The 13692-nt window shown below is 50.4% G+C and carries 15 protein-coding genes and 1 other annotated feature; of the genes, 14 read left to right on the top strand and 1 reads right to left on the bottom strand.

The window, feature by feature from the left end; genetic code table 11:
* Positions 1 to 1088 precede the first annotated feature (1088 nt).
* Positions 1089 to 1162, top strand: a sequence feature (ribosomal protein L21 leader region).
* A 14-nt stretch (positions 1163 to 1176) separates the two neighbouring features.
* From rplU to pheA, 7 genes are all read left to right on the top strand, one after another.
* Positions 1177 to 1485, top strand: coding sequence for a 50S ribosomal protein L21 (gene rplU / locus M1Q06_RS07310; protein WP_068488425.1), 309 nt, complete (start codon positions 1177 to 1179; stop codon positions 1483 to 1485).
* A gap of 2 nt (positions 1486 to 1487) precedes the next feature.
* On the top strand, positions 1488 to 1817 hold the full coding sequence (locus tag M1Q06_RS07315) for a ribosomal-processing cysteine protease Prp (protein ID WP_434402523.1): 330 nt from the start codon (positions 1488 to 1490) through the stop codon (positions 1815 to 1817).
* A 12-nt stretch (positions 1818 to 1829) separates the two neighbouring features.
* Positions 1830 to 2120: a 50S ribosomal protein L27 gene (gene rpmA, locus M1Q06_RS07320; protein WP_068461850.1), complete on the top strand. Its 291-nt coding sequence runs from the start codon at positions 1830 to 1832 to the stop codon at positions 2118 to 2120.
* A 127-nt stretch (positions 2121 to 2247) separates the two neighbouring features.
* Complete coding sequence (locus M1Q06_RS07325; protein ID WP_434402526.1) at positions 2248 to 2760, top strand: Spo0B domain-containing protein; 513 nt, start codon at positions 2248 to 2250, stop codon at positions 2758 to 2760.
* Between the two features lies 1 nt (position 2761).
* On the top strand, positions 2762 to 4051 hold the full coding sequence (gene obgE, locus M1Q06_RS07330) for a GTPase ObgE (RefSeq protein ID WP_121300119.1): 1290 nt from the start codon (positions 2762 to 2764) through the stop codon (positions 4049 to 4051).
* A gap of 16 nt (positions 4052 to 4067) precedes the next feature.
* Positions 4068 to 4520: an ACT domain-containing protein gene (locus M1Q06_RS07335; RefSeq protein WP_058380990.1), complete on the top strand. Its 453-nt coding sequence runs from the start codon at positions 4068 to 4070 to the stop codon at positions 4518 to 4520.
* Between the two features lie 19 nt (positions 4521 to 4539).
* Entirely contained in the window at positions 4540 to 5400 is an 861-nt protein-coding gene (gene pheA / locus M1Q06_RS07340) for a prephenate dehydratase (RefSeq protein ID WP_434402528.1), read from the top strand.
* Positions 5401 to 5452: 52 nt separating this feature from the next.
* On the opposite strand, the gene M1Q06_RS07345 is transcribed toward pheA, so the two are convergent.
* Positions 5453 to 5986, bottom strand: a complete 534-nt coding sequence (locus M1Q06_RS07345; RefSeq protein WP_434402530.1) for a transcription repressor NadR — start codon at positions 5984 to 5986, stop codon at positions 5453 to 5455.
* A 473-nt stretch (positions 5987 to 6459) separates the two neighbouring features.
* On the opposite strand from M1Q06_RS07345, the gene ruvA reads away from it, so the two are divergent.
* The 7 genes from ruvA (at position 6460) to secDF (ending at position 13664) form a co-directional block, all read left to right on the top strand.
* A complete protein-coding gene (ruvA, locus tag M1Q06_RS07350) occupies positions 6460 to 7056 on the top strand; it encodes a Holliday junction branch migration protein RuvA (RefSeq protein ID WP_058380987.1) in 597 nt (198 codons plus the stop codon).
* 16 nt (positions 7057 to 7072) lie between these two features.
* Positions 7073 to 8071 carry a Holliday junction branch migration DNA helicase RuvB gene (ruvB, locus tag M1Q06_RS07355; protein ID WP_434402532.1) on the top strand — a complete coding sequence of 333 codons (999 nt, stop codon included), beginning with the start codon at positions 7073 to 7075 and terminating at the stop codon, positions 8069 to 8071.
* Positions 8072 to 8094: 23 nt separating this feature from the next.
* Positions 8095 to 9147, top strand: a complete 1053-nt coding sequence (queA, locus tag M1Q06_RS07360; RefSeq protein WP_434402845.1) for a tRNA preQ1(34) S-adenosylmethionine ribosyltransferase-isomerase QueA — start codon at positions 8095 to 8097, stop codon at positions 9145 to 9147.
* Positions 9144 to 10286 (top strand): tRNA guanosine(34) transglycosylase Tgt, encoded by a 1143-nt coding sequence (gene tgt, locus M1Q06_RS07365; RefSeq protein ID WP_121300110.1) that lies wholly within the window; start codon positions 9144 to 9146, stop codon positions 10284 to 10286. The genes queA and tgt overlap by 4 nt, the downstream gene beginning before the upstream one ends.
* Before the next feature lie 40 nt (positions 10287 to 10326).
* A complete protein-coding gene (gene yajC / locus M1Q06_RS07370; protein ID WP_434402534.1) occupies positions 10327 to 10584 on the top strand; it encodes a preprotein translocase subunit YajC in 258 nt (85 codons plus the stop codon).
* Positions 10585 to 11003: 419 nt separating this feature from the next.
* Entirely contained in the window at positions 11004 to 11324 is a 321-nt protein-coding gene (locus M1Q06_RS07375; RefSeq protein WP_434402536.1) for a post-transcriptional regulator, read from the top strand.
* A 63-nt stretch (positions 11325 to 11387) separates the two neighbouring features.
* Entirely contained in the window at positions 11388 to 13664 is a 2277-nt protein-coding gene (gene secDF, locus M1Q06_RS07380) for a protein translocase subunit SecDF (RefSeq protein ID WP_121300104.1), read from the top strand.
* Positions 13665 to 13692: the final 28 nt, after the last annotated feature.

Consider the following 13692-nt stretch of genomic DNA (forward strand, 5'->3'; position numbering starts at 1 on the left):
AGAAACGCCACTGCATTTGCGGTGGCGTTTTTGTTTTGTAGAATTTAATAAAGAAGAAGTGTAGCGAATGGCTTGCGCTCCGGGCGGATGCTTTCCGAGGGGTGGGAATCGAGCCTCCTCGTCGCAAAGAACACGCTCCTGCGGGGTCTCTCAAACCCACTGATCCCTCAGGAGTCACCGCCCTGCACTCCAGCCATTGTTGTGAGCGGGATCTTTACAACCTCACTGTTAGTTTGAAGTGAGAGATGTAGTTAACAATTCATAACATATTGTTGAAACAGGGATTTTATAAACGCAGAATCTTGCTAGTGCTAAACCAAAAAATGTATAGTCTTTTTTCTATGACGGAAAGCATGGCAAGAAGTCTAGCAATGGCGAAAACCCTAAGCCCTGCACCGATATTCCAAAATGACACGTATTCTCTCGGTCATAACACCGCTCAAATTGGATCTCGCAAAGCACACATCATGACAGGGAAGCGATTTCCCCACTAGCCGGCAACTACCTATCGAAGTAGATCTATCTAAACAAACATGAATCAATGAAATCTCTAAGCAGACCAGCGTCAAGGGTGAGCCGATGCCGTAAGACAAGCGTCCTTCTTGGCTTATGGCAAGAGGCCAACCCAAAGCCGGGAGGCGACGCTCCAACGTGACGCAAATTTGAACACAAGCAATATTGCCACATACTTCATTCTGCAAATCGCATAACCAGACAGGGAAGCGATTCCCCCACTAGCCGGTAACTACCTATCGAAGCAGATTTATCTAAACAAACATGAACCAATGAAATCTTCCAGCCGACCAGCGCCAAGGGTGAGCCGAAGCAATGAGACAGATGTTCTTTCTGGCTCATTGTGAGAGGCCAACCCAAAGCCGGGAGGCGACACTCCAGAATGATGCAAACTCAAATACAAGCAACATCACCACACTCTTCATTCCCAAAATCACAAACTAGTAAAGAAGCGATATTTAATTCCTTGACCACAATCCTAGGAATCTAAAGAGCACATCACCAACTCTTTTCAGTTCTCTGTTGACGCGGGTCTCTCCCGCATGATATTATTCTAATGTTATGTTTGTAGCGCACCCGTGCTACAACCGCTCGAACCAGGTCTTAAAGCATCGCGAGATCACCTGGAGAGGCGAGTCTTAGTCTAAGAGGAGGTGCAAGGATATGTACGCAATTATTGAAACTGGTGGAAAACAAATCAAAGTGGAAGCTGGCCAAGAAATCTACGTTGAGAAAGTGAACGCAGAAGCTGGTGACACAGTAACATTTGACAAAGTTCTATTTGTAGGTGGAGACGATACTAAAGTGGGTGTTCCTTTCGTAGAAGGAGCAACTGTTACAGCGAAAGTTGAAAAACAGGGCCGCGGCAAGAAAATCACTGTCTTCAAATACAAAGCGAAAAAGAACTACCACAAAAAACAAGGTCATCGTCAGCCATTCACGAAATTGACTGTTGATGCAATCAACTTGTAAAAATGATCCAGGTGACTATTCATCAAACCGACAGCTATATCCATGGCTTTGAAATGTCGGGGCATGCAGATTTTGCCGAACACGGCAAGGATCTGGTATGTGCCGGGGCTTCAGCTGTTTCCTTCGGGGCAGTGAACGCCATTATGGAACTGACGGGAATTGAACCGGACATCGAACAGGCGGATAGCGGTTTTTTGAAAATCGCCTTTCCGGAGAACATGGACAAAAAGACGGATGAGCAGGTTCAACTGCTTGTACGCGCTATGGTCATTTCTCTGGAAACGATTGAACATGAATATGCAGACTTTATAAAAATAACCTTCACAGCTTAGGAGGTGGGACATATGTTGAAATTAAATCTTCAGTTTTTTGCATCCAAAAAAGGTGTTGGTTCAACGAAGAACGGTCGTGATTCGGAATCAAAACGCCTTGGCGCAAAACGCGCTGACGGACAAATCGTAACTGGCGGATCTATTCTTTACCGTCAACGCGGTACGAAAATCTATCCAGGCGAGAACGTTGGACGCGGCGGAGATGACACACTTTTCGCGAAAATCGACGGAACAGTACGCTTCGAGCGCTACGGCCGCGATAAGAAAAAAGTGAGCGTCTACCCGGTTGCTCAGGAAGCTTAATAAAAAACGAAAAGGGCTGCTTTCGCAGTCCTTTTTCTTTTGAAACAAGACTAGCCAAAACCCGCGCCGGGAAATCCGGCCGGAAACTTGGTATAATGGCTAAAAGTGTGTGAAAAGGAAGTGCATTATGGACGACAGGCTAACGGTGGCACAATCGCTTCGGCATGCGCGCCATGATTTTTTGAATGAGCTGCAGATGATCAAATTGAATCTGGATTTGGGGCGCACAGACAGAGCCCAGGCGCTCATTCGTACGTATGCCGAAGCGGCTATGCACCAAAGCCGGCTGTCGGCTCTCTCTATGCCTGAAACGGAAGAGTGGCTATTGACAGCCGGCTGGCGTTTTCCGGAATTGCGCCTCGCGGTTTTTTGTGAAGCCGAGCGGGCGCCGCGCGACTTGGATGCGGCGCTCTGCAGCTGGCTCGAAACATTTGCGGACAACGCAAAAAAAGCGTTTTCCGACGCCTGGCCATATCCGGTAGAGCTGCACATAATGGAAGCGGACGGCCGGTTTTCGCTGGAACTGTCAGGTCCCGGCGACTGGTCGTCACTGATTTTGGATTCACCGCAATTAGCAATTGGTAAAGCGTGCGGATCGGATCGCTCGAAAATTGAGATCCACGCACAGATGGAGGGATAATATGTTTGTCGATCACGTAAAAGTATATGTAAAAGGTGGCGACGGCGGGGATGGCATGGTAGCATTCCGCCGCGAAAAATACGTACCAAACGGCGGGCCAGCCGGAGGCGACGGAGGGAAAGGCGCTGATATCGTCTTCCAAGTCGATGAAGGCTTGCGCACGCTAATGGATTTCCGTTTCAAACGGATCTTTAAAGCCGAGCGCGGGACGCACGGCATGAGCAAAAACCAACACGGCGCAAAAGCGCATGACACGATTATCAAAGTTCCACCGGGCACTGTCGTCAAAGACGCAGAAACTGGCGAAACGATTGCCGATTTGGTCGAAGAGGGCCAATCCGCCGTCATCGCACGCGGTGGGCGCGGCGGACGCGGAAACTCACGTTTTGCGACGCCTCAAAACCCGGCTCCTGAACTTTCGGAAAAAGGCGAACCAGGCTTAGAGCGCAATGTCATCCTGGAATTGAAAGTATTGGCGGATGTCGGCCTGGTCGGCTTCCCGAGTGTCGGGAAATCGACGCTTTTGTCAGTCGTTACTGCGGCTAAACCGAAAATCGGCGCGTATCATTTCACGACGATCGTCCCGAATCTCGGAATGGTTCAAACAGAAGACCAGCGCAGCTTCGTCATGGCCGATTTGCCAGGATTGATCGAAGGAGCTCACGAAGGAATCGGCCTTGGCCATCAATTCCTGCGCCATATCGAACGGACGCGCGTCATTGTCCACATCATTGATATGTCGGGTATGGAAGGCCGCGATCCTTATGAGGATTACGTGACCATCAACGAAGAACTGAAGCAATACAATATGCGCTTGACTGAACGCCCGCAATTGATTGTGGCGAACAAGATGGACATGCCGGATGCGGAAGAAAACTTGGAAGAGTTCCGCAAGAAATTGCCGGAAGACGCGAAAGTGTTCCCGATTTCCGCATTATCGAGAAAAGGTTTGAACAACCTGATGTTTGCGGTAGCCGACTTGCTTGAAGTGACGCCTGAATTCCCGATGGAAGACGAGGCAGATCCGGATGCAGCGGATACGGTTCTTTACAAGCACGAATTGCAAGGCGACGGATTCGATATCTCACGCGACCCGGACGGTGCTTTTGTCCTTTCCGGATACGCAATCGAGCGGATGTTCAAGATGACCGACTTCTCTCGTGAAGATTCGATTCGCCGATTCGCCCGCCAAATGCGCGGCATGGGCATTGATGATGCTCTTCGCGAGCGCGGGGCAGAAAACGGCGACACGGTCCGTTTGCTTGAATTTGAGTTCGAATTCACCGACTGATGCGGAGGGTACTTGAATGAAGGATATTTCGGAACAACGCTATTACCTGGTGCGAGAAGATGTACTGACGGAAGCGATGGTCAAGACGCTGGAAGTGAAAAAATTGCTTCAGCGGGACCGCATGTCCATTTTAGATGCGGTCGCACAGACCGGATTATCGCGCTCGGCATTCTATAAATACCGTGATGCGGTTTTTCCGTTTCATTCCATCGTCAAAGAACGGATCTTGACGGTTTTCCTTCAATTGGAAGACCGTTCGGGCACGCTTGCGACTTTACTTCAGTCTGTCGCGGAAATGGGCTGCAATATTTTGACCATCCACCAGACCATTCCGATCCAAGGGCGTGCGAACGTCACTTTGTCACTTGATGTGACGGCGATGGACGTCGACTTGGACATGTTCTTGCAGCAATTGAAAAAACTCGACTTTGTTGAGTCGGCCGATGTGGTATCGAGCGGTTCGTCATAAATGTAGGGGGAATGAGTCGATGACTAAAGAGAAAAAGAGAATTTCATTTTTAGGCCCGGAAGCATCGTTTACGCATTTGGCCGCTTCCAAAGTATTTCCGGAAGAACAGCTGATGCCGTATACGACCATTCCTGAATGCATCGAAGCGGTCGCAGAGGGCACGGTCGATTATGCGGTCGTGCCGCTCGAGAACGCGCTTGAGGGATCGGTGCCGCTGACGGTGGATTATTTGTTCCACGAAGCGGAGCTGTATGTGACGGCGGAAGTGCTGTCGCCGATTCAGCAGCATTTACTCGTCCATCCGGAAAACCGCGGCGCGGAATCGTTCGAAGCAATCTATTCTCATCCGCACGCATTGGCGCAATGCCATAAGTTTTTGTACTATACGTATAAAACGACGCCGCTCCAGCAATACAGCTCGACGGCTGCCGCCGCCAAAATGGTGTCGGAATTGCCAGAGCGCAATATTGCGGCCATCGCCAACGACTATGCGGCGGAAAAATACGGTTTGGACATCGTGCAACGCGACATACACGATTTCCATTTCAACCACACGCGCTTTTTCGTGTTGTCGAGAAGCAATCATAAATTGACCGACCCTGGACACGAAGCGCAGATCAAGACGACCTTGATGATCACGCCTCCAAAAGACGACCGGTCTGGTATTTTGCACCAAGTGCTGTCGGTTTTCGCTTGGCGCCAATTGAACTTGTCGAAGATCGAATCGCGTCCTTTGAAAACTGGGCTCGGCAATTATTTCTTTATCGCCGACGTATTGGAAGATGAGAATGCGGCGATGATGCGCGGTGCCTTCGAAGAGCTCAAGGCTCTCGGCTGCGGCGTCAAGACGCTCGGTTCCTACTATACGTATAATTCATAAGAAGCACGCGCGAAAAATCCCCGGACGCCTCATTGGCATCCGGGGATTTTGCTTATTCTACTTCTTCGAGCAGATAGCCGTGCTGCTTCATCGCTTCGACTGCTTGCGCAAGCGTTTCAGGAAGGTCTGCCGTAATGGTGTGGATATGTGTGCCTTCTGTCAGTTCCAGCAAATAGCTTGCGCCGGTATCGCGTATGCGCTGCATGAACAAATCGACATCAAGCGGCGTCGAGACGTGGATCCCAGCCGTCAGTTCGCCGTAGACAGGATGTTCGATCGAGACGTCTTTGACCGTGACGCCACAGTCGACCAATAGACGCAATTCCGCTTCCGTCTCTTCCGGCTTATGATTGCAGGCGATGCGCCGGCTCACTTGTTTATTGCCGCTTGGGTCCAAATACAGATAGCCTTGGCTCGTCGCGATGATTGGCTCGCCTTTTGCTTTCAATAAGGTCATGTCGCCGACCACCACTTGACGCGACACTTGCGCGAGTTTTGCAAGTGCGCTGCCGGTCATCGGCCGACCCGCCTGCTTCAGCTCATCCAATAAAACATTGCGGCGTTCTTCACCGTATAACTTTTTCATGAAAACCCTCCGTTGATTACCAAATTACATATTGTACTCTGAAATTGCCTTTCTGTAAAAATCATTTAAGGCCACTCATTGGTGTGTTCAGCAATATATATAATGTAGCAAAACTGCGAAGACTCCCGCGGGAAAACGAGAAAGCCGAGACCCCGCAGGTCGCAAAGCGACTGAGGAGGCTTGGCGCTCGCCCGCAGGAAACGAATGGACGAAAGTAAGTGAGTCCATTCGTTTGCGATGCTCGAACGCAGAGAGAGTTGAGCAAAGCTTTTCTTTTAGCAGATTTGCGGAATGCGTCGAGTGAGTGAAATTGACTTCACTCTTATGATTTTTATTTTAACATAAAGAGAAACTTCAATCAGCGGGGAGCTCTTTCGACGCTTCATAAGGAACAGTCCGACAGGATAGCTTTCTTCGTAGGAGCGGCCGGAATATGGTATAATCAATAGGTTGAAAATGAAAGGACGAGTGCAATGTACGATTACATAAAAGGCCAAGTCACGCGTGTGACGCCTGAATATTTAGTAGTGGAACAGCAGGGAGTCGGCTGGCAGATCTTTGCCCCGAACCCGTATTCATTCGGATCGGATGAACTGCAGATTTTTGTGCATCATCACGTGCGGGAAGACGCGCAATTCCTGTTCGGTTTCCCGACGCTCGAGCAGCGGGAATTGTTCCGCAAGCTCATCAGCGTATCCGGCATCGGCCCTAAAGGCGCGCTTGCGATTTTGGCATCCGGCCAGCCGCAATTCGTCATCGAGGCGATCGAGCAAGAAGATGAGAAGTATTTGGTGAAATTTCCTGGCGTCGGCAAGAAAACCGCGCGTCAGATGATCTTGGACCTAAAAGGCAAGCTGACGGATTTCTTTGGGGAATCCTACGCGGAAGCGGGGCAGCCGGACTTGTTTGGCGGCGACGAATCAGAACTTGAGGAAGCGATGCTTGCACTGGGCGCTCTCGGTTATTCCGAACGCGAGATCACGAAAGTGAAGCCTCAATTGAAAGGCCTGGAACTCGACACTGAAGGCTATATGAAAAAAGCGCTTCAATTATTATTGAAACAAACTTAACGAGGAGGCGAACGCCATGGAAGAACGCATCATCGACGGCGAAATTTCAGAATTTGATGAGCGCTTTGAGCAATCGTTGCGTCCACAGCGTTTGTCGCAATATATCGGCCAGCAGAAAGTAAAGCACAACCTGGAGATTTTCATCGAAGCGGCGAAAATGCGCAACGAATCGCTAGACCATGTATTGCTTTACGGGCCTCCGGGTCTCGGGAAAACGACGCTAGCGACCGTCATCGCGAATGAAATGGAAGTCGGCGTGAAGATGACTTCAGGCCCTGCGATTGAACGGCCCGGTGATTTGGCGGCGATCGTTTCATCACTCGAGCCCGGGGACGTGTTGTTCATCGATGAGATTCACCGTTTGAACCGCTCGATTGAAGAAGTGCTGTATCCGGCGATGGAGGATTTCTGTCTCGATATTGTTGTCGGCAAAGGCCCGACTGCGCGTTCCGTGCGGCTCGATTTGCCGCCGTTCACGTTGATCGGGGCGACGACGCGTGCAGGGGCATTGTCAGCTCCGCTGCGCGACCGTTTCGGCGTGTTATCAAGGCTCGAGTATTACGACACGGAAGCTTTGACGGATATCGTCGAACGCAGCGCCGCCTTGTTCGAAGCGGATATCGATCCGCATGCCGCCATTGAAATCGCACGCCGTTCCCGGGGCACCCCGCGTATCGCAAACCGCCTCTTGAAGAGAGTGCGCGATTATGCGATGGTGCGCGGCAACGGATCAATCACGACCGATATGGCGGAGCAGGCTTTGGAGATGCTGCAAGTCGACCCGCTCGGCCTGGACCATATCGACCATAAGCTTTTGACCGGCATGATCAGCCGTTTCCGCGGCGGGCCTGTCGGCGTGGACACGATCGCCGCAAGCATCGGCGAGGAATCGACGACGATTGAAGATGTCTACGAGCCGTACCTCTTGCAGATTGGCTTTATTCAACGGACGCCGAGAGGGCGCACTGTGACGCCTCTTGCATACGAACACTTTAAAATGGAGATGCCTGAATGACAAAACTAACAAATGAACAGCAATTGAATGTAAATGATTTTGATTTTGAACTGCCGGAGGAATTGATCGCACAAACGCCGCTTCTTGACCGGACATCGAGCCGCCTGCTCGTGATGGACAAAGAAACAGGGGCGGTTGAACACAAACATTTCCGCGACATCCTCGGCCATCTGCACGAGGGCGACACACTCGTGTTGAACGACACCCGCGTGCTTCCGGCGCGCCTCATGGGCACGAAAGAAGAGACCGGTGCGAACATCGAAGTGCTGCTGTTGAAGCAGACGGAAGAAGATGTGTGGGAAACGCTCGTCAAGCCGGCCAAGAAAGTGAAAATCGGCACGGTCGTGTCATTCGGCGACGGCTTGTTGCGCGCTGAATGTACGGGCGTACTGGACCATGGAGGCCGCCATTTCAAATTTATCTACGACGGTATTTTTTATGAGATCCTTGACCAATTAGGTGAGATGCCGCTGCCGCCATATATCCGCGAAAAGCTGGAAGACCAGGACCGTTACCAGACGGTGTTCGCGAAAGAGCGTGGCAGTGCCGCAGCGCCGACTGCTGGGCTACATTTTACTGATGAATTATTGGGAGAAATCCGCAACAAAGGCGTCAACATCGCATTCATCACTTTGCACGTCGGGCTCGGCACGTTCCGCCCGGTGTCAGTGGAATCGATCGAAGACCACGAAATGCACGCAGAATTCTACCGCATCACGAAAGAAACCGCGGATTTGATCAATGAAACGAAACAAAAAGGCGGCCGCGTCATTTCCGTCGGCACGACATCGACGCGCACGCTCGAGTCGGTCGCGAAGAAATTCGGCGGCAACTTGCAGGAAGATAACGGCTGGACGGATATTTTCATCTACCCAGGCTATCGTTTTGAAGCCGTGGACGGACTCATCACCAACTTCCATTTGCCGAAATCGACGCTCGTCATGCTCGTCAGTGCCATGTCGAACCGCGATGCCATTTTGAATGCGTATAATGAAGCTGTCCAAGAGCGCTACCGCTTTTTCAGCTTCGGCGACGCAATGTTTATTGAACCGCAGAAAAAGGAGACCGAATCATGACCCATGCAGTAACATACGAACACATCAAAACTTGTAAACAAACAGGCGCACGCCTCGGCATCGTCCATACGCCGCACGGCTCTTTCGAAACGCCTGCCTTCATGCCAGTTGGCACACAAGCGACCGTCAAGACGATGAGCCCGGAAGAATTGAAAGCGATGAACGCCGGCATTATCTTAAGCAACACGTATCACCTGTGGCTGCGCCCAGGGAACGACGTCATCAAGGAAGCGGGCGGCCTTCATAAATTCATGAACTGGGACCGTCCGATCCTCACAGATTCCGGTGGCTTCCAGGTATTCTCGTTGAGTGAGTTCCGCAATATTAAAGAAGAAGGCGTTCATTTCCGTAACCATATGAACGGAGATAAACTGTTTTTGAGCCCAGAAAAAGCGATGCAAATCCAGAATGACCTCGGTTCGGACATCATGATGGCGTTTGACGAATGCCCGCCATACCCGGCGACGCATGACTATATGAAATCCAGTGTCGAGCGTACGTCGCGCTGGGCGGAACGCTGCCTCGAGGCACATGCGCGCCCGCAGGACCAAGGCTTGTTCGGCATCATCCAGGGCGGTGAGTACGAAGATTTGCGCCGCCAAAGCGCAGAAGACCTTGTCGCGCTCGACTTCCCGGGATATGCGATCGGCGGATTGTCGGTCGGTGAACCGAAAGACGTCATGAACCGTGCGCTCGAATTCACGACGCCGTTCATGCCATTCGACAAGCCCCGTTATTTGATGGGCGTCGGCTCGCCTGATTCCTTGATCGACGGCTCGATCCGCGGCATCGATATGTTCGACTGCGTATTGCCGACTCGCATCGCCCGTAACGGTACCTTGATGACAAGTGAAGGGCGTTTGAACTTGAAAAACGCGAAGTTCAAGCGTGATTTCACTCCGATTGATGAGAAATGCACATGCTATACATGCACCAATTACACGCGTGCGTATGTGCACCACTTATTGCGTGCAGATGAAACCTTCGGAATTCGCCTTACGAGTTATCATAACCTGCATTTTCTGTTAAACTTAATGGAACAGGTGCGTCAAGCGATCCGCGAAGACCGCCTGGGAGATTTCCGCGAAGAATTTTTTGAAGCGTACGGATTCAATAAGCCGAATGCAAAAAATTTCTGAGTTCAAAACGATAGAGAACACGAAAGGGGGAAATTGAACAATGGAAACATTAATTGCGTTATCGCCTTTACTATTGATGTTCTTGCTGATGTGGCTCTTCATCATCCGCCCGGCGCAAAAACGCCAAAAAACGACAGCTAACATGCAGTCGGAATTAAAGCGTGGGGACCGCATCGTGACGATCGGCGGCTTGCACGGCCAAGTCGACGCAGTAGACGACACGACGATCTACATCACGGTAGCTGACGGCACGCGTATGCAATTCGAGCGCCAAGCAATCGCCCGCATCGTTGAATAAGTAACCGCAAAAACCGTCTTCCTTTCGGGAGGCGTTTTTTTCGTCCATTGGGAAATCCACTATACTCTAACTGAACAAAGCTATTTATAGCCTTTATAAGAACAATATTATGTAAAATAAATGAAGCTGTAGATTAAGTAGCCTATTTTGGTTAGTTTCTTATCTAATGTATATACTCAAATTAAAGAGCGGAAGGCGGCGACTCCTGCGGGAATAGCATGAGTCTTGAGACCCCACAGGAAGCGAAGCGACCGAGGAGGCTCAAGCCATGCCCGCGGAAAGCGTCCGCCTGCAGCGATTTCATTAACTTATTTTAACCAAAATAAATTAAACAATTTTCCAAAAATTTTTATGCATTTGTTCTAAAATTTCCATCTGGGAGTTACAATGGAAACAGAACTGCAGAAAGGAGAACCGACATGATGAGCTATCCGGAAAAATACGAGCAGGTGCTGCCAGCATTGGAAAGCAAATGCAGCGAATTCACGTATTTGCAATATGAAACATTCACCCCGGAAGCCTTGTGGGATTATTGCCTGAAAAAAGCGTGGAAAAAGAAAAAAGTCGAAGACATGCGCTTGCATGAGATGGTGTCGGATATTATGGATCTGACAGCCTCCGATTTTGTCGCTTACCATCAGGTGGAAGGCTTTAAAAACGCAAATTTTTTCTCGGAAGACAGCATGGAGGACCTGCAGCAGCTTCTTCGTCCAGCGCGCCAGAAACCGCGCGGGATTTGACACCTTTTGGCACGTCACCGATAATGTAAGTGCTGTGTTCTATATTGAGGAGGAACTATACATATGAAAGCAAGATCTCGCATCATCGCCTTTTTCCTGCTGGTATTCATGCTCATCGGGCTGATTGGCACAACCAGCCTGCCGATCGCCAAAGACATCAATCTTGGGCTGGATCTGCAGGGCGGCTTCGAAGTTCTTTACCAAGTCGAACCGCTCGAAGAAGGCCAGGAAATTACAGAAGAAGTCGTTTCCGATACGACGGATGCACTGAGAAGCCGCATTGATGTGCTCGGTGTCAGTGAACCGAATATTCAAATCGAAAGCGGCAACCGGATTCGCGTCCAATTGGCAGGGGTTGAAGATCAATCATCTGCCCGTGAGCTGCTTTCGACCGAAGCGAATTTATCGTTCCGCGATGCGGAGGATAATGTCATGCTATCCGGTAACGACCTCGCGCAAGGCGGTGCCACGGCCACTTTCAATCAGGAAGGCCAGCCGATCGTCACGCTTGAGTTGAACGAACCGGGCAAATTCGCTGAAGTGACTGGCGAAATTGCCCAAAAGCCGGCACCGGATAATGTGTTAGTCATCTGGCTCGATTTTGAGGAAGGCGTCGATTCCTATCAGGAAGAGCGCTTGAAAGCGGATCCGAAGTTTGTTTCCGACCCGCGCGTTTCACAGCGCATCAATTCACCGAGTGTTGAAATCTCCGGTTCCTTTACCGTAGAGGAAACGCAGAATTTGGCAGGTATCTTGAATGCCGGCGCATTGCCGGTGAAATTGGAAGAAATTTATTCGACTTCAGTCGGCGCGCAATTTGGTGAACAGGCGCTTGAACAGACGACATTCGCAGCCGGCATCGGCATCGCAGCTGTCCTCATATTCATGCTGCTGTTCTATCGTTTCCCAGGCGCGATTGCCGTCATCACGCTTTCCGCTTACGTCTATTTGATCCTCGTGATCTTCGAATGGATTGGCGGCGTGCTGACCTTGCCGGGGATTGCAGCAATCATGCTCGGTGTCGGGATGGCAGTTGATGCCAATATCATCACCTATGAGCGGATACGCGAAGAGCTGCGGACTGGCCAGTCTGTGCGGGATGCGTTCCGTGCCGGAGCCAGATCGTCGTTCTCTGCAATCATCGATGCCAATATCACGACGCTTCTTGCAGCGGCCGTCTTGTTCTATTTCGGCACCAGCTCTGTCAAAGGATTCGCGACGATGTTGATCATTTCCATTCTCGCGAGCTTCCTGACAGCCGTATGGGGTTCTCGCCTGATGCTCGGTCTTTGGGTGTGGAGCGGATTCTTGGATAACAAGCCAGGCTGGTTCGGCTTATCGAAGAACAAGATTCATGCAAAAGAAGAAGACTTGCATATCACGGATTTGACAACGCCTTACGACCGCTTTGATTTTGCCGGCAACCGCCGTAAATTCTTTGCTGCGTCACTTGCGCTCATCTTGTCAGGGATGGTCGTGCTATCGATTTTCCAATTGAATTTGGGAATTGATTTCTCCAGCGGTACACGCGTGGAAGTTACGTCCGAATCCTCATTGTCACAAGAGGAAGTGGGAAGTTTCCTTGAAGACGCAGGTTTCCCATCGGATGACATTGTCATGGCAGGTGAAGGTTCTTCCATCGGGGTCGTTCGTTATGCAGAGGAATTCAGCCAACAGGAAATCGATGAGTTGAAATCTGCGGCTATAGATGAATACGGAATCGAGCCGAACGTGTCGACGGTTTCCCCGACAGTCGGGATTGAACTTGCACAAAATGCTTTGTATGCACTTGCCATCGCGGCAGTGGGCATCATTATCTATGTGGCATTCCGATTTGAATGGCGCATGGGGGTTGCTTCTGTCGTAGCATTGCTGCACGATGCATTCTTCATTGTTGCGGCATTTAGCATTCTGCGTCTTGAGGTGGACATCACCTTTATCGCGGCCGTGTTGACAATCATCGGGTATTCAATCAATGACACGATTGTCACCTTTGACCGCATTCGTGAAAACATGCGCCGTGTCAAAAAAGTGGAGACGGTCGATCAATTGGAGAGAATCGTCAATACTTCGCTTCGACAGACCTTAACGCGTTCCATCAATACAGTCATGACCGTATTCCTGGTCGTGCTGGCGCTTCTGATTTTCGGCGCTGCATCGATTACGAATTTCTCGATCGCCTTATTGATCGGCTTGATTGCAGGGACGTATTCTTCAATCTTCATCGCTGCCCAGCTATGGCTCGTCTTGAAAAAACGCGAGTTGAATAAAAAAGGGCCGATCGATATCGAGAAGAAAGAACAAGAGTCCAAATGGGGCTCCGACGAACCGGTCGTTTAAGTTTAATAGGACAAAGGGACAGGGTATA

It is taken from the genome of Planococcus sp. 11815, assembly GCF_051096385.1.
Classification (GTDB): domain Bacteria; phylum Bacillota; class Bacilli; order Bacillales_A; family Planococcaceae; genus Planococcus; species Planococcus citreus.

Bases quoted from the DNA above. Each gene is read 5' to 3' on its own strand.
- obgE (WP_121300119.1), top strand. From the start codon at position 2,762: ATGTTTGTCGATCACGTAAAAGTATATGTAAAAGGTGGCGACGGCGGG.
- rplU (WP_068488425.1), top strand. From the start codon at position 1,177: ATGTACGCAATTATTGAAACTGGTGGAAAACAAATCAAAGTGGAAGCT.
- M1Q06_RS07375 (WP_434402536.1), top strand. From the start codon at position 11,004: ATGATGAGCTATCCGGAAAAATACGAGCAGGTGCTGCCAGCATTGGAA.
- M1Q06_RS07335 (WP_058380990.1), top strand. From the start codon at position 4,068: ATGAAGGATATTTCGGAACAACGCTATTACCTGGTGCGAGAAGATGTA.
- M1Q06_RS07315 (WP_434402523.1), top strand. From the start codon at position 1,488: ATGATCCAGGTGACTATTCATCAAACCGACAGCTATATCCATGGCTTT.
- pheA (WP_434402528.1), top strand. From the start codon at position 4,540: ATGACTAAAGAGAAAAAGAGAATTTCATTTTTAGGCCCGGAAGCATCG.
- ruvA (WP_058380987.1), top strand. From the start codon at position 6,460: ATGTACGATTACATAAAAGGCCAAGTCACGCGTGTGACGCCTGAATAT.
- ruvB (WP_434402532.1), top strand. From the start codon at position 7,073: ATGGAAGAACGCATCATCGACGGCGAAATTTCAGAATTTGATGAGCGC.
- M1Q06_RS07345 (WP_434402530.1), bottom strand. From the start codon at position 5,986: ATGAAAAAGTTATACGGTGAAGAACGCCGCAATGTTTTATTGGATGAG.
- yajC (WP_434402534.1), top strand. From the start codon at position 10,327: ATGGAAACATTAATTGCGTTATCGCCTTTACTATTGATGTTCTTGCTG.
- tgt (WP_121300110.1), top strand. From the start codon at position 9,144: ATGACCCATGCAGTAACATACGAACACATCAAAACTTGTAAACAAACA.
- rpmA (WP_068461850.1), top strand. From the start codon at position 1,830: ATGTTGAAATTAAATCTTCAGTTTTTTGCATCCAAAAAAGGTGTTGGT.
- M1Q06_RS07325 (WP_434402526.1), top strand. From the start codon at position 2,248: ATGGACGACAGGCTAACGGTGGCACAATCGCTTCGGCATGCGCGCCAT.
- secDF (WP_121300104.1), top strand. From the start codon at position 11,388: ATGAAAGCAAGATCTCGCATCATCGCCTTTTTCCTGCTGGTATTCATG.